The 15,625-nt window shown below is 34.9% G+C and carries 18 protein-coding genes; 6 read left to right on the top strand and 12 right to left on the bottom strand.

The window, feature by feature from the left end; genetic code table 11:
• Positions 1-30 precede the first annotated feature (30 nt).
• The gene (locus MG290_RS10645) at positions 31-1,179 is read left to right on the top strand and encodes a DNA polymerase III subunit (protein ID WP_264561284.1); all 1,149 of its coding nucleotides are present in this window, start codon (positions 31-33) and stop codon (positions 1,177-1,179) included.
• Between the two features lie 13 nt (positions 1,180-1,192).
• On the opposite strand, the gene MG290_RS10640 is transcribed toward MG290_RS10645, so the two are convergent.
• The 8 genes from MG290_RS10640 to MG290_RS10605 form a co-directional block, all read right to left on the bottom strand.
• Entirely contained in the window at positions 1,193-3,988 is a 2,796-nt protein-coding gene (locus MG290_RS10640; protein ID WP_264561283.1) for a COG1470 family protein, read from the bottom strand.
• 12 nt (positions 3,989-4,000) lie between these two features.
• Positions 4,001-4,954 (bottom strand): hypothetical protein, encoded by a 954-nt coding sequence (locus MG290_RS10635; protein WP_264561282.1) that lies wholly within the window; start codon positions 4,952-4,954, stop codon positions 4,001-4,003.
• A gap of 61 nt (positions 4,955-5,015) precedes the next feature.
• Positions 5,016-5,813, bottom strand: coding sequence for a fimbrial biogenesis chaperone (locus tag MG290_RS10630; protein ID WP_264561281.1), 798 nt, complete (start codon positions 5,811-5,813; stop codon positions 5,016-5,018).
• A gap of 77 nt (positions 5,814-5,890) precedes the next feature.
• Positions 5,891-6,454: a hypothetical protein gene (locus MG290_RS10625; protein WP_264561280.1), complete on the bottom strand. Its 564-nt coding sequence runs from the start codon at positions 6,452-6,454 to the stop codon at positions 5,891-5,893.
• 212 nt (positions 6,455-6,666) lie between these two features.
• The gene (locus tag MG290_RS10620) at positions 6,667-7,185 is read right to left on the bottom strand and encodes a hypothetical protein (protein ID WP_264561279.1); all 519 of its coding nucleotides are present in this window, start codon (positions 7,183-7,185) and stop codon (positions 6,667-6,669) included.
• Positions 7,186-7,313: 128 nt separating this feature from the next.
• On the bottom strand, positions 7,314-8,189 hold the full coding sequence (locus MG290_RS10615) for a helix-turn-helix domain-containing protein (protein ID WP_264561278.1): 876 nt from the start codon (positions 8,187-8,189) through the stop codon (positions 7,314-7,316).
• A gap of 160 nt (positions 8,190-8,349) precedes the next feature.
• Positions 8,350-8,853 carry a GNAT family N-acetyltransferase gene (locus MG290_RS10610; RefSeq protein ID WP_264561277.1) on the bottom strand — a complete coding sequence of 168 codons (504 nt, stop codon included), beginning with the start codon at positions 8,851-8,853 and terminating at the stop codon, positions 8,350-8,352.
• Entirely contained in the window at positions 8,854-9,399 is a 546-nt protein-coding gene (locus MG290_RS10605; RefSeq protein ID WP_264561276.1) for a CvpA family protein, read from the bottom strand.
• Between the two features lie 73 nt (positions 9,400-9,472).
• On the opposite strand from MG290_RS10605, the gene MG290_RS10600 reads away from it, so the two are divergent.
• From MG290_RS10600 to MG290_RS10590, 3 genes are all read left to right on the top strand, one after another.
• Positions 9,473-9,829, top strand: a complete 357-nt coding sequence (locus MG290_RS10600) for a hypothetical protein (protein ID WP_257500089.1) — start codon at positions 9,473-9,475, stop codon at positions 9,827-9,829.
• 72 nt (positions 9,830-9,901) lie between these two features.
• Complete coding sequence (gene pheS / locus MG290_RS10595) at positions 9,902-10,921, top strand: phenylalanine--tRNA ligase subunit alpha (RefSeq protein ID WP_264561275.1); 1,020 nt, start codon at positions 9,902-9,904, stop codon at positions 10,919-10,921.
• A 74-nt stretch (positions 10,922-10,995) separates the two neighbouring features.
• Positions 10,996-11,478 carry an RDD family protein gene (locus MG290_RS10590; RefSeq protein ID WP_264561274.1) on the top strand — a complete coding sequence of 161 codons (483 nt, stop codon included), beginning with the start codon at positions 10,996-10,998 and terminating at the stop codon, positions 11,476-11,478.
• Positions 11,479-11,486: 8 nt separating this feature from the next.
• On the opposite strand, the gene MG290_RS10585 is transcribed toward MG290_RS10590, so the two are convergent.
• Genes MG290_RS10585 through MG290_RS10570 form a run of 4 tightly spaced genes read right to left on the bottom strand, consistent with a single transcriptional unit; the run spans position 11,487 to position 13,546 of the window.
• Positions 11,487-11,822: a hypothetical protein gene (locus MG290_RS10585; protein ID WP_264561273.1), complete on the bottom strand. Its 336-nt coding sequence runs from the start codon at positions 11,820-11,822 to the stop codon at positions 11,487-11,489.
• Between the two features lie 19 nt (positions 11,823-11,841).
• Complete coding sequence (locus MG290_RS10580) at positions 11,842-12,525, bottom strand: hypothetical protein (RefSeq protein WP_264561272.1); 684 nt, start codon at positions 12,523-12,525, stop codon at positions 11,842-11,844.
• A complete protein-coding gene (locus MG290_RS10575) occupies positions 12,510-13,202 on the bottom strand; it encodes a hypothetical protein (protein WP_264561271.1) in 693 nt (230 codons plus the stop codon). Before MG290_RS10575 ends, MG290_RS10580 begins: the two co-directional genes overlap by 16 nt.
• Positions 13,202-13,546, bottom strand: a complete 345-nt coding sequence (locus MG290_RS10570) for a PadR family transcriptional regulator (protein WP_264561270.1) — start codon at positions 13,544-13,546, stop codon at positions 13,202-13,204. The genes MG290_RS10575 and MG290_RS10570 overlap by 1 nt, the downstream gene beginning before the upstream one ends.
• Positions 13,547-13,684: 138 nt before the next feature.
• Between MG290_RS10570 and MG290_RS10565 the strand changes: the two genes are divergently transcribed.
• Together MG290_RS10565 and MG290_RS10560 are read left to right on the top strand one after the other, a co-directional pair.
• On the top strand, positions 13,685-14,731 hold the full coding sequence (locus MG290_RS10565) for a ferredoxin--NADP reductase (RefSeq protein WP_264561269.1): 1,047 nt from the start codon (positions 13,685-13,687) through the stop codon (positions 14,729-14,731).
• Between the two features lie 81 nt (positions 14,732-14,812).
• Positions 14,813-15,550 carry a hypothetical protein gene (locus MG290_RS10560; protein ID WP_264561268.1) on the top strand — a complete coding sequence of 246 codons (738 nt, stop codon included), beginning with the start codon at positions 14,813-14,815 and terminating at the stop codon, positions 15,548-15,550.
• Positions 15,551-15,625 lie beyond the last annotated feature (75 nt).

The raw sequence follows: 15,625 nt of genomic DNA, 5'->3' as shown, positions 1-15,625 counted from the left end.
CAATATATTTAATAATCCTATTTTTGCGGTATGAAATTTTCTGAAATCGTTGGTCAAAACCATTTAAAAAACCATTTAACGAATAGTGTACAAAAAGGCAGAATTCCTCATGCCCAACTTTTTATTGGTCCCGAAGGAAGCGGCACTTTGGCAATGGCAATTGCTTATGCCCAATACATTATTTGCAATAATCAAGGAAATGAAAACGAAGGAGGAGCAACTGCTTGCAATTTAAAGTTTGACCATTTGCAACATCCCGATTTGCACTTTGTGTATCCTGTTGCAACAACCGATAGCGTAAAATCTACACCTGTGAGTAGCGATTTTTTAACTGTGTGGAATGATTTTATCAAACAAAACCTATATGGTTCGGTAAATGATTGGTATGAAGCTATTGGTATTCAGAAAAAACAAGGAAACATTTCGGTACACGAAGCGGCAAGTATTCTAAAAAAATTAGCTTTAAAACCTTTTGAAGGTGGTTATAAAGTAATGATTGTGTGGATGGCAGAAAAAATGAATACTGAAACCGCAAACAAACTGCTAAAAATATTAGAAGAGCCAACCGAAAAAACTATTTTTCTATTAATCGCAGAAGATGAAAAAGCGTTGTTGCAAACCATTGTGTCTCGTTGCCAGGTTCTGCATTTTACTGCTTTGAACGAACAAGAAATTTTTCAAGCACTTATTGATAGAGAAAATTGCGATGAAGCAGATGCTTACGGAATTGCTAAAGAAGCACAAGGCAATTATAACAAAGCACTAAAATTGCGGTACAATATCACTAGCGAATATCCTTTTGATGAATGGTTTGTCACTTGGGTACGAGCAGCTTTTAGAGCAAACAAAAACGCACGTGTTGTAAACGATTTAATAAAATGGAGCGATGAAATTTCGGCTATTGGCAGAGAAAAACAAAAACAGTTTTTAAACCATTGTATGGAACTTTTTCGTCAGGCGTTATTACTGAATTACAGCACACCGAAACTAGTGTATATGCAGCCCAAGGTGGAGGGATTTAACTTGCAGAATTTTGCCCCTTTTGTAAACGAAAATAATATTTTAGACATCTACAAAGAAATCGAAGATGCTATTTACCATATTGAACGCAACGGAAACGCTAAAATTATTCTTACTGATTTATCCATTAAATTAACCCGATTGATTCATAAAAAGTAAAATTACAAAGTATTTACCCGCCAAACTTTTTCACTTTTACTTGTTTTTGTTGTACTTGTATCACAAAATCGGGTATGGTTGTTATCGCACCAGACTGAATTTGAACACTTTGAGTTACTTCCTTGCAAAAAGTATGTTCCGGTAAAGTGTGGGTATCTATGGTAACTTCATAATTTCCTGTAGGCAAAAATGCTACAAAATCTGCTTCGTCATTGGTAACAACTCTTTGTATAAACTGACCATTTTTGGTGATGATGCATATAATTCCTCCGTTTTTTAAATCGAAATTTTTAACCAATTTTTCATCGTATTGATACTTGATTTTTCCTTTTAAGGTGCCGTTTTGTTGCAAGGGTATAGCCACTTCATTGCTGTAATTATTGATGACACAATTGGTGCTTTCGGCAAACCATCCGTTCTGAAAAACAGCTTGCAAATTATAGGTTCCAAAAGGAATACTTTTGTATTGAATGATTCCATTGGCATTGGTTTTAAAAGTTGTTTTGTTAATAGTAACTAAAAAATCAGGTGCCGACTCATCATCTTCATCAAATATATTATTACTGTTTTTATCGTAAAAAACATGTGCGGTAAGTGTTCCTTTTCTACCTGCCGAAGCTGCTTTTCCACCTAAATTCATACTAAACCCAGCTTCTACAATAAATTGGGTGTTGGTTTGAAAAAAAGTGTTTTTGCTGTAACGGAACCATGACGAATTTAAAAAGAACCGATACAAATCCGTTGGAGCATAATTCATGTTTAGGAAAGCTGAAGGTGTTTCGCCCGAAACGAAATCATTCAAATAAGCCATGCCACTTCTCAGCAGCAATTTGTTGGAAAAGAATTTATGATCGGTTGCAACCGCAATGGACAATCGTTTGAAATCGTTTTGATTTTTGTTTAATGCTAGTAATGAGGTGTATTCAGACAGAAAAAAGCTGCCTTGCTGATAAGTTGCGCTGGCATTAAAACCTTTGAAACTGTAAATACTATTCAGCTTAAACTGCGGATACATCTTTGCTTTCTCAGACATTTTTAGCAAACCTTCTTCAATCCCCAAAATAATGGAGTGTTTTTGATTGGGACTCAACCAATTAAAATGCTGCGTAAGGCGAAAAGCATCCATCGCCAAAAAACCATTAGGCACAAGCCAGGCAAACGCATCGCTTGTTTCTTTATAATATTGAAAACCAAAGCTTTTCCCGATTGATTTTGCGCGCGGAAGGGTAAGGCCCGTATCCAAACGAAAAGTGGTTGTTTGCATATTGAATTGATACGTGAAAGATTCCGGAGCAAAATTGGCATAAAAAATATTGGCAAAAACAGTGCGTTCGCGCTTTAGGTTTTTCATGAAATTTTGTTGTACTTGCACCACTCCTCTCCTATTTCCCGGAAAATAATCACTACTAACATAGTAATTTCCAGACAAGCGGATATTGTTTATGGAACCACTATACTGCGTTTCAAACGCAAACGAAGGTTGCTTTTTATTGATGCGGTTGTAACTACTAAAACCTCCGTGGGCTTTCAACCGAAGACTCCAATTATTGTTGATAAACTGCGCTTTTTCCACACCAAACACCTGATGGGTTGCAGCCTCTATTTTATCTTCCTTAAAAACATAATTAAAACTTTTTTGATTGGATGGATTGTTGGCTCCAAACGTTCCCAAGGCAAACACACCAAAACCTCGCTTTAAAAAGGCATCTTGCTCGATTAAATTAAAATTTTCATCGATAAATCCTGCCACAAAACGGTTGTTTAAATTTTTATTGGCTGTTTCTAATTGAATTCCTCGTCCAAACAAAGGCATCTCTATGGGCTGACTTAAATTGCCTATTTTTAATTGATGCTGCTCTAAATGATACGCCAAATAAGTGTTGCTTATTAATGGTTGGTTTTGACTATCGGTTTTGTAAATATTTCCGTTTACCGATAAATAACCCGCAGGCAGATCCACATCGCCTGAACCCATTAATTGATACACATTGCTGTTCGATCCACTGGTTCGATAGCTGGTTGTAAGTGTGTTTTTTTGATAATAACGCGAATAGGCTGCACTTTGAGTGTCTTCATAGCGTTTTACCGACGACACATTTTGCACATTTATAGCTAGGTTTCCAAACAATATTTTTTCTGAACTGCGCATCGCTGCAACGTTTACCGTAAATTGTGATTTTTCTAAAAGTGATTTTTCTACCCAAAATTTAAAATCAAATACCGAATCTTTTCGAACATCTATCACAGCAGTTTGCTCGAAAAAATTATTTTCACTTGTTAATTGCGGAATACTAAAAACCACAAAAACCTGTTGGGGTTTGTTGCCCAAATTGCTTACCTGAACTTTTACCGATAGTGAATCGTTGGCATTGGTTAGAAAAATAGTGGGCGAAACAGCTTGCAAACTCATTGTGTTATTCTCTTCCACGTGTTCTTCCACGCTGTTCGTTGCAATTAATTGGTTGTTATTATCTAAAAGTGTTACTACAATTTCTGCTGTTCCGGCTGTTGCAGCTTTTCCTTTGATTATTTTTAAGGGGATATAAACTTGTTCATTGGGTTGCAGTTGCACCGCTATTTCTGATCCTGAAATGCTTTTAAAACCTTGCGGCGTGGTAATTTGTATAAATCCGCTAAACGGATTTTCAGAACTGTTTTTTAAAGCAATGGTACTGTCAATTATATTGGCTCTTCCCTTTGCAGCTGTTGTTTCAACATGCATTTCCACAATTTGCTGTGCTTGCAATTCGCAGCAAGCAGCAACCATGCACAGCAAAAGCCAAAGCCTTTTTAGGAAGAAATGAAACATGAATTTTGTTTTTTACTGAGGAACAATCTCGTATTGCAAAGTAGTGGTATATTGTTCTGGTTTTGCGTTGATTAAATTGATATCGTTTGGTTTGGTGGCATACATCATATCAAAATATACTTGAGCCCCTTGAGTTGATGCTCCTGTCGCAATTTTTTGCGAAGTTGCACTTAACGAAACTGGAAAAACCAAGGCTTGATTGCCTAAAGTGGGAACCAATGACAAGTTTATCGTATTTAAAGGCAATGTATTATTTGATACCGACAAAAAATGCGGCTGCAAAGAAGCTACTTTTAATTGATAGTTGGTATTTGTAGTCACCATTAGTCCATTTGCATAAATAGCATTTGCGCCTTGCAAATAATCTTGCTTTGTTTTTAATTCTACCAAACCATTTACCGCATTCGAAGCTATTTTGATAGCCAATTGATTGGTTGGTGTTGGTGGTGTGCCGCTCAAAGTAGCGATTTGCAATCGGTAATACCGCTCTTGTATGCCCTTAACTTGATTTTTATGATCGTAAAATCTAAATTCTAAAACCATTACAAACTCAGACCAAGTAGTGAATTGCGAAAGATAAGCCCCGCCTTCTACCTTTAAATCAAAAGGAATGTGCAAATTATAATACGGATTTCCGCCTGCCGCCACATTGTACAAACCTGCTTGTGATTGAGGTACTAAGAAAACTTCCTGACCTTGTTGCAAAAAAGTTTGCAAAGGCATGCCAATTTGTGTAATTGTAGGCACAGTTCCTCCGTTGAATTGTCCGTAGGTGGTGGTGGGCAACAAACTGATTTTATCTGCAGGAAAAATCTGGCTTCCGTTGCTAATTGGTTGTTTCACGCGCACAGAAACCCTCCATGTGGGTAAGTTTAAATTGCCGTTACCATCGAGCCAAACTTTATAGGCATTTGTTTTTACAATACCATTGTAAGAGTTAATACTGGCATAGTTGTTACTATCCACATTCAAATTTTGTGCATGGATTAATGAACTAAAGCATACTAAAACAATAAAAAAATTCTTGCTATTCATTGGTAAAAGTTAATTCGCCCATTTCTATGGTGTTTTCATCGCCGTAATCAATAAGTATAGTCGCTGTATATTTTCCTTTTTCAATAGCTTCGGGCAATGCAATAATCATTTTGCGATTGTCTGCCGGCATGGTGTAAAAGATTATATGATCAATAATTGTTTTCTTACCCGTTTGCGTGTTTAACAGTTCCGGATACACAATTCCATCTGCCCAAATGTTTCCTGTATTTTTAAAGTACAATTCTATTTGATTGCTTTTTTTATCGAACAGAATATTCTCTATTTCTAATTTTCGATTTTTAATTGCTTGGGTTCTATGGAACAATTTAATGCCCGAACGAACACTTACTTTTATATTGGCGCCACGGCTGTCCACATCATCAATAGGATTCATTTGGGTTACATACAACATAGCCGTATGCACGGGAATATCGTCTTTAAAAGTGTTTGGCACCGTAATGTTTACTTCGATTTCTTTTTGCTCGCCAGGTTTTAGTGAAAAATAACTATCTTTTTTACTAATGCTTACCCAACCCGCACAAGATGTTGCCAAACTATCTGCCGCATACATCATATTTTCGCCCAAGTCATTGTATTGCCAATCGCCTAAACTCACTGCAAGATCCATTACATGCGCGGCACTTACATTGGTAACAACTACTTTTTGCCGACTGCTTTGCCCGGCATCTGATTCATAATATAGGCGGGGAGGCGAAACCGAAACACCGGTTTGGGCAAAAACGCCAAAACACCAGCAAAAGGTTACTAAAAGAAAGGCTATTATTTTCATAAAAAAAACGAAAAAAAATTATTTAAAAAAAGTGCTACAAATCATGCAGCACTTTTATATGTAATTTGTTTAGGCTATTATTTAGCGTAAATGGTATAAGTTACTGTAGTTGTAAACGTTGTTGGGGTTTGGTTTGCCACATATTTGTCAAGATATGCATCGTTCCCAGCTGATTTGTATTCAATGTCGATATTTTTATCTCTTGCTCCTTTTGTAGATGATGCAATAACACCTTCTGTAGCAGACAATTCAATGTTTTGGCTGTATTGTGCATCTGCCAACGCATCCTGTGTACCCGCTAAAGCAGTAAGTTTAATTGTTGCTGCAGCAATACTTCCATTAGGACCTGCTGTTCCGGTATTTGTTAATTCAGAGCCACTTGCTTTCACTTTCACTTCAAAACCACCTGTACTGAAAATATTCAAATGGTTTTCTTGTCTTGAAGATACCCCATCGTTGTAGTGTTGCTTCGTTGTGTAATCTAAATTAACTGTTTTCTGTTGTGGATTCACTACTAATGTTTGAATAGGATTTAGTCGCACATTTAAAGTTACGTTGTCAGAATTTCCAACAGATCCAGGTTGTGCTTGAGTTGTGATTCCACATAAAACTACTAAAGATGTAATTACTAATTTTTTCATTTTTTTCTTATTTTTTATTTTGTTGCTTAATTCTTTTTATTATATTTGATAGTTATAAATACTTACTTCTAAATTCGGATACAAAAGTACCGCATAGCATGTTTATGCTACTTATTAAAATATGCATAAAACTTGTAGTTTTTTACTTGTTTGAATTCCCTACATAAATTTTGAAGAAAAAAATGATACACAGCTGACTGATAAACAGTAGTTTATTGGGAAATAATCGTGTAAACAATTGTGTAGCTTTTGTTGGTAATCGAGTTACTGTTCGCAAAATCAGCAAAAGTGTCATTGGCAGCACCTTTATAGCTAATGTTTACATTTTTATTGATGGCTCCTTTGGTTGCAGATATAATGGGCTGTGCTGTTTCGGAAATGTTTTTTTGAGTGTACACCACATGCGAGCTGCTTAAAGGTTGAGAACCTGATGTGGGCAAAACAGCGATGTTTTCAAAAGTTTTATCGGTTGCAGATGCAGCAATTGCATTTACTTTTACCTGAAAGCCACCTGTGCTGTATATGGTTAAATGGTCTTTTTGTTCAGAAACCACACCGTTTTTGTAGTCTTCGCGGGTGTAGTATGATAAATCTACACTTTTTTGTTCTGCGTTAACAACTAATGTTTGTATCGGATATAAGTTCACGTTCAGCGTTACACTACTTTGTGCCTGAACCGCAAAACTAAAAAAATGTAGTGCAATGACCGCTATTCCGTTTTTTATAAACATACGTCCGATAATTGATCGGTTTAACAATTAATATGTTAAATATAACGAAATAATTCTGATCAAAAACAGACAATTATCATTTATTTACAAAAAAATAATCATTAAAAAACCTTACATATTGATACTCTTTAGGTTCGTAACACAGTGTTTACTTCCTCCCGAATCATGCGCGGATTTTTGTGGGTGTATTTTTTTATGAATGTACTAAAGTTTGCTTCGTCATTAAACCCTAACTGGTAAGCTATTTCTGAAACGGTATAGTTGGAGTGTTTTAACATTCGAATGCCTTGACCCACTATTTTATCAATAATCACTTGTTTGGCACTTTTCCCTAAAACAGATTCTGTCATTTCGCTTAATCGGCGCGGCGTGATATGCAGCAAATCGGCATAAAAACTCACCTGCTTTTCTGTTTGATAATTTCGTTGCAACAACACCCGAAAACGGTTTACGATGTCTAGAAAAGTGAACTTACGCGTATCGTTGATTTCGCATACTTTTTCATCTACATAAAACAACCCGTCTAGCAGCAGCGCTTCTACGCAATTGTGTGCAACAGAAATATACAAGCCATTGTTCTGTTTGGTTTTATAGAGCGCCAAACGGTTTATAATCAATTTCAAAACTTCATCAATAGGGATAGAAGCTTGCGTGGTAATAAAAGGCAAAGCGGTATTAAAAAACAAATCAGAATGCAGCAACATGGTGTCTTTTGCAGATCGTTCGAAAAAAGAAGAAGAAAATGTTAAGGCATATACATTCCCTTCTGCATTACAATTGGGACAAAACACAATATCTTTTGCCGGACCTAAAAAAGTAAGGCTACCCTTTTTCACCTTGTAATCAATTCCTTGTATGGTAAATATAGCTTCGCTAACAGCAATTAAGATTACAAAATAATCTAAGGTATTAAAGGCACGACTGCCATTATTCCTTTTAATTAAAACATCTACCGAATTTACGCTGAAACCGTTTTCATTGAGTTCATCTGTAATTTTATACATAATACTTTTATTGGGTCTGTTGAAACAACACTTTAAAATCACTAAAATTTTCTGTTGAAATGTACTGATTTTCTACTTTACTACCAATAACATATAGCATTTTTATGCTATATTTACAATAAAATCACATAAGTTTCGGAAAAACGAACAGATGAAGGGCTTAAGCGATGCGTTTTCCTAGAATTTTCAACCCAAACTCTTGCCCATCAAGCATTGCAATATTTGGCAAAGTTGCCCAATCGTTAAATCCTAAATCTTTGAAAAGTTTTAAACTGGGGTGATTGTGCGCAAAAATAAATCCCAATAAGGTTTTTATGCCCAACTCGGGAGCCGTTTCCATACAATGTTGTAAAATTTGCTTGCCATACCCCTTTTTTCGTTGTGCTTCCTGCAAATAAATACTTATTTCGGCAGTGGCGTTGTATGCCGGCCGACCATAAAACGATTGAAAACTCACCCACCCCACTAATTCGTTGCGGTTGTTTTCCACCATCCACAAGGGCCGTGTGGAAGCATTGTGTTCGTAAAACCATTTTTGTTTGCTCTCCACAGAAACCATTTCTGTATCGGCAGTAACCATTCGTGAAGCGATGGTAGAATTGTATATGGCAACAATTTCAGAAAGATCTTCTATGTTTGCATTTCGGTAGGATAATGAGCTCATTTAGTTTTTTTGTTGTATGTCGATATTCTTTATTTGATCCATTGTTTCGGTTAACGCCAATTGATACCACTGTTCCATTAAAGGAAAAATGTATTGCGCCACTTTTTCGATAGGTTTGTAAAAAACCGATGTATCTAATTTTTCTTCTGGCACAATAAGGTTGTTATAATTGATCTTTTGGAATACATTCAAAAAAACCGATATAATCAACAGCATTTTCAATCCTTCAAAAACAGCACCGAACAACTTATTCACAAAACCCAATGCCAAACTTTCAGCTATCTTGGTTAATGCTCTTCCCAAGAAAAAAAGCGATACCAACACAATAACAAAAGTGAGCATAAAAGCCACCACTGTTAACGTTTCAGGGTTCCATTGTGTGTGTATTGTTAAAAAACCACGAACATAAAACGAAAAACGCAACGAAAGATAAATTCCGGCGATTAGTGCCACAAACGAAACTACCGAAACCACTAAACCGTTTTTCACGCCTTTAAACAAAGCATAGCCCAATAAAACGGCAATTATTAAATCTACAACAATCATAACTATAAAATAAAATACAAATATAAAGCAGTTTCGGTATTAAGAAATATCTTTGTAGCTCAATAAAAAATTTATGACACGAGACGAACAACTAAAAGAGCGATGGAGCGTTTTGGTAGAAAAACTATCCAAACAATTTGCAGACGGCGATGCTTTAGACGTTGATGGAATCACCTATTTAATTGGCATACAAGAACTTGGTAAGTTCAATAAAAAATTTAAGAAAGACGAGAAAGTAAACATTATGCACATAGCCATTTGCCGTTTGCTGGAACCTTTTGGCTACTATGAATTTTCGCACTACGATGCAGACGGTTGGCCACACTATACCGTAAAAGATCAGTTGCCCCACCTAAAAGCAGGCGAACAAACTATATTAATGAAAGATGCCATTGTGCAGTATTTTTTAGAGAATGGCTATATTGACTAATTTTTAACCTTTCTAATTTTCAGCATCGCCCAAAAAGCGTAAATTTGCAACAATTACCTGTTTTATAAAACAATGATAGATAAAATTAAAGAACTGATTGGCGAAGCAGAAGCTTTTACCACTACTGATAAAGATGCTTTAGAAGCTTTTAGAATTAAGTTTATTTCTAAAAAAGGCTTGATTAATGAGATTTTTGCCGAGTTTAAAAATGTTCCAAACGAGCAAAAGAAAGCATTTGGGCAGGCAATAAACACCTTAAAAAATGCCGTAGAAAACAAAATTAAAACCATACAAGATGCATTGGAATCAAAAGAAGATGCAATTGGGATTTATGGCGATTTAACTCGTCCGGGAACACCCGTGCAAATTGGTGCGCGCCACCCTATATCGTTAGTAAAAAATCAGGTGATTGATGTGTTTTCGAACATTGGTTTTAACGTTTCCGAAGGTCCAGAAATAGAAGACGATTGGCACAACTTTGAAGCCTTGAATTTTCCTGAACACCACCCTGCCCGCGACATGCAAGATACCTTTTTCGTGCAAATGAATCCTGATTATTTGTTGCGCACGCACACTTCATCGGTTCAAGTGCGCTATATGGAAAACAACCAACCGCCTATTAGAACCATTTCGCCTGGGCGCGTTTTTCGTAACGAAGCCATTTCGTCGCGTTCGCACTGTATTTTTCATCAGGTAGAAGGTTTGTATATTGATAAAGATGTATCGTTTGCCGATTTAAAGCAGACTTTATTATATTTCACAAAAGAAATGTTTGGCAAATCGAAAATTCGTTTGCGCCCTTCGTATTTTCCATTTACAGAACCAAGCGCCGAAGTAGATGTTTATTGGGGCTTGAAAACCGAAACCGATTACCGCATTACCAAAGGAACAGGTTGGTTGGAAATTATGGGTTGCGGAATGGTTGATCCTAACGTTTTAAAGGCATCCAACATTAACCCTGACGAATATTCTGGTTTTGCTTTTGGTATGGGATTAGAGCGTATGGCTATGCTTTTGTATCAAATTGGCGATATCCGTATGTATTTTGAAAACGATGTGCGCTTTTTAGAACAGTTTAAATCGAATTTCTAAAATACTTACATAATTATATTAAAGCTCTTGTTTATTCAAGTGCTTTTTTTATTTTTGAAAAAAAAAACATTTTTATGGATTTAACAGATATCGTTCAGAAAAACAAGGCAAGCAAAGGGTTGCGATTTGCCAATTATTTAATTGATTTTATTGCAGTAATTATTGTAAGTTTTATTGTAGGCGCCCTCATTGGGATATTGTCAGTATTATTTAATTTTGACATCTCCTTTTTGGACAATGAACTAATAAGTAGGCTGTTTGGTATAATTATTTTTCTGTTTTATTATGCTTGTATTGAAACATTAACCAAAGGCAGATCCATAGGAAAATATATTACAGGAACCAAAGTAGTTACCGTAGAAGGAGAACAACCCGCAAACAGTGTTTTTTTAAAAAGAAGTTTTTGCAGACTTATTCCTTTTGAAGCATTTAGTTTTTTGGGCGAAAATGGTTGGCACGATAGCATTCCTAAGAGTGCTGTTGTTGTAAAAAAAGATTTTGAACAAGATTTGTACCTGCATCAATCGGTGAATGCTATTGGAACACCTGTTGATTAACTGTTATCCTAGATATTGCCTTTATTGCTGAAAAACAAACGTTTGGGACCAACAAAAAAGAATACCAAAGCAGTTGCAAACGATATAAAACCAACGTTTACAATAAACCCTAAAGCGAAGCAAATTACCCAGATTAATTTTTCGCCAGCAGGCATTTTTTGGGATTTAAAAATCATAAAATACGCCAACGCAATATAAAAAACAGATGAAAGTAAACCAGCGGTAATTAAATTGTTTCCGTTTAAAAAGCCAAGCTCCATGTGGGTTACTTTAAATACCGACCCCGCCATTAAGATGATAAAACTCAACACAAACGCTATTCTGTAATAGGTAAAAAGATTCATACTTTACATTTTTACAAATTTACGCAAATTGAAATCTTTTTTCGGTTTGTATAATTTCGTTTTTCACCATCGGAATAATTTTAGAATAAAGCACTATTAAAAATAAAATATAAAGCGTTGAAATTGTTGTACTAAATAAAACTTTAAACAACGAAGGGGTTAGTGTTGATGTTGTAAAACCAAACCTAAAATAAATTAATAACGATATAGGTAAAGTGTATAAATAATTAGCCGTATTTTGAATTAGCCATTTTTTGGGTGTTTTAAAACTTACTCTCTGATAAACAAAAACCGCAACTGTTATTGCAACAATACCTATTAAAATAACATAATCGTTTGCCACCATCCATTCATTTGGATTTGAAAAAATTTGAAAAAGAATATAAAACAATGCTGCTGAAAAGATAATTTTAGGAACGGAGAAAAAAGCAATTAGTTCCTTTTTAATTAATCGCGAGTAATGATTTTGCAACGCAGCCTGTTTCTGTTCAACCAAACTTGTAAAGCCAAAAATGCTAAATTTTTTAAACTCGGTTTGCAAAGCGTCTTCAAACAAAATGTTTGGGTTTTCTTTCCATTGATCTTCAATTGCATTTGCTAAATGATCAACTAATTCTACCTGTACATCGTAATGCTCTACAAAGTGTTTTTTAGTAAAAGTGAATAATTGTTCTATTTGCTGATTGTTTAAACGTTTTTCCATTTTTTGATATTTTTAATCATTTTTAAATGGCGAAAATAGTTGCAGTATTTTATAATAAACATAAAGTAAAATGCATTAAAAAATACCAAAACACCCAACCACAATTCGATATTGTCAATATATTTTATTCCTTGCTGCATAAAAATCATTGAAATTGCCATTAAGCACATTGCTGCTAAAGTTTTCTTATTTGCAAAAGCCGCAATTTGTCCGTAAACAGTTGTATAATTTCCTTCTTTGTATTTTTTTAAAACATATTGGTTCAATAGAATTGCAATTGCAAAGACAATTATTTTATAAATAAAAACAATAGAATTAATCGTTTCTATTTCCATTGAATCTTTAAAAAGATAAATTAATACCGGAGCTAAAAGAGAAATAAAAATCAAGATAATTAAATCATTTTTAAAAGTTGCCATTAATTGTTCTTTATAAAACAAGGGCATTTTAATTTTTCCATACAAATGCATTCCGCTCCATTCAACCTCTCGCAAGCGGTTGTGCCAGTTTTCAAAAACTCTATCAAACGATGCTTCAAAAGAATCGGTTTTCATCTTTTCTTCAATTTCCGAAGCTATATGATCTATTACTTCGTGCTTGACATCGTCATAGTAAAAATCATAATCAACATAAAGTTTTTCCTCTATTTGCTGAATTTGTTCTGTTGATAGCTTCATTAGTAACCTAATTTCAAGTTCGGTTTTACAATATTTTGCATATTACGCACAAAATTTTCCAACTCCTCTATACGCGAAACCGTTTCTTTCACGCCACTTTCTGTCAGCTTGTAATATTTGCGAACACGTCCATCCACACGATCCATTTCCACATCTAAAAAGCCATCTGCCTCCATCTTGTGCAATGCTGGATATAAAGCACCTTCTGTAATATTCATTTCGCCTTGCGTAATTTCTTTCACCTTTTGGGTGATTTCGTAACCATACATCTTTCCATTTTGCTCTAGAAGTTTCATAATAATGGTGTTTAAACTTCCTTTGTACAATTGTTGTTGCTTTTTCATATACTTATGAATTTTAGGTATGACAAATATACATCATTTTTTTATGCATCCAAATATTAGGTATAATTTTATTTTGAAAATGATAAATATCATTAGTAAGCCATTGTAATTTTGTATTTTTGCAGAAATTCAATCAAAATGTCAAAATTCAATCCTTTAAAGGTTAAAGAAATACGAAGAGAAACACCATTGGCTGTTTCGATTGTTTTTGATGTTCCCGATCATTTAAAAGCTGATTACACATTCAAATCGGGGCAATATGTAAACATCAAAACCCTTATAAACGGTGAAGAAGTTCGCAGGTCATACTCTATTAGTTCATCGCCAAAAAGCAACGAATTGCGAGTAGTGGTGAAAGCGGTAGCAAACGGTGTTTTTTCTACCTATGTTACCACCCAATTGCAAGTGGGCGCTGTTTTAGAGGTGGCACAACCAGAAGGCAAGTTTGTATTAGAAAACCCAAATGCTAAAATAATTGCAGGAATTGCTGCCGGAAGCGGTATCACACCTATTATTTCGCTGGCCAAAGATGTATTAGAAAATGCTGCCGATACTACTTTTATATTGGTTTATGGCAACAAAACAGTAGAAGACACCATCTATTACAACGAAATCGAGGCTTTAAAGAATCACTATTTAGGGCGTTTTTTTGTACATTACACCTTTACAAAAACGCATCCAGAAGGTGCTTTATATGGAAGAATTGAACGATCTACCATTAATTTTGTCTTTAAAAATAAGCACAATGAAAAGCATATAGATGAATATTTTTTGTGCGGTCCTGAAGATATGATCCAAAAGGTAACAAATGTGCTAACCGAAAACGGCGCGCGCGATGAGCAAATTCACTACGAATTATTTACAACCAGTTCTACAAATGGCGAAATACCTGTTTCGGGCGAAGGTATGGTAAAAGTCACTGTTATGGTTGACGATGTTGAAACAACATTCAACATGCCGCGTACCGAAAATATTTTAAACGCTGCTCTCAAACACGGAATCGACGCTCCTTATTCGTGCCAAGGCGGAATTTGCAGTTCATGTATGTGTCGCACAGTGAAAGGATCGGCAGAGATGAAAACCAATCATATTTTAATGGATGATGAAGTGGAAGAAGGTTTGCTTTTAGCGTGCCAAGCTTATGTAACGTCAGACGAAATTTATGTTGATTTTGACGATGTTTAAAACATATTTCAATTAGACAAACCAAAAGCAGGATTAAAAAATCCTGCTTTTTTTGTAAATTTATGTTATCTTTATAATAAAATGCTTAAAAAAATCATTCTTTATACGCTTGGACTAATCGCATTTATAGTTCTTGGAATTTTTATCTATCAGAATCTTCCGATTGAAATCACTCGTAAAAGTGAGATGACGCTGGGCAATAAAATCATTAAGAATATTGAAGCATACCAATCAATCCATAATGAATTACCAAAAGAAAATGATTGGGAAACACTTGGGAAATTGGGCTTTCAGATTCACGAAATGGGCACACAGCCCAATTATACCTATAACAATCAAGATGCGTATGAAATTGTTTTTTTAGAAGGATTTAACGGTCCTTATTTGCTTTGGAATTCTATTGAAAGAAAGTGGAAGATTGGGTTTCCTACTGTTTTTATTACAGCTAAAGAAGACTCTATCACCTTTTTTAGAGGAAATCAGGTATTATTTATTAGACCAAGTGATGAAAAATTTAAATCTTTAGAAGGGGAACAAGGTATTTATGAAGTGGATTCCGATTTTGGATTTGGCATTCAAAGAACAATTGATAGTTTGCGTTTGCAATCTAAATATAAAGATCTAAAGTTTGAAGTTGTTACTGAGAGATTTATCGAAATCAAAGATTGTAAAAATTGTCCTATCAAAATAGACACTGACACACTATTGTACACAACACTATTGATTTCACCCGGAAAAGAAATTAAAATTATAGAAATCATTCATTCTATGGGATATTTGTCTGCAATTGATGATTTTTTTGATGTGAAATCATTTTAAAAGATGTTTCTGCAAATAATAACCCCGACAGAGTTTAAAACTCTGTCGGGGTTAAAATTTACTAAGAAATCTTTT

This window comes from Flavobacterium sp. CBA20B-1, from assembly GCF_028473145.1.
In the GTDB taxonomy this organism is placed as follows: Bacteria; Bacteroidota; Bacteroidia; order Flavobacteriales; family Flavobacteriaceae; genus Flavobacterium.
This window is presented reverse-complemented; position numbering and strand designations above follow the sequence as displayed.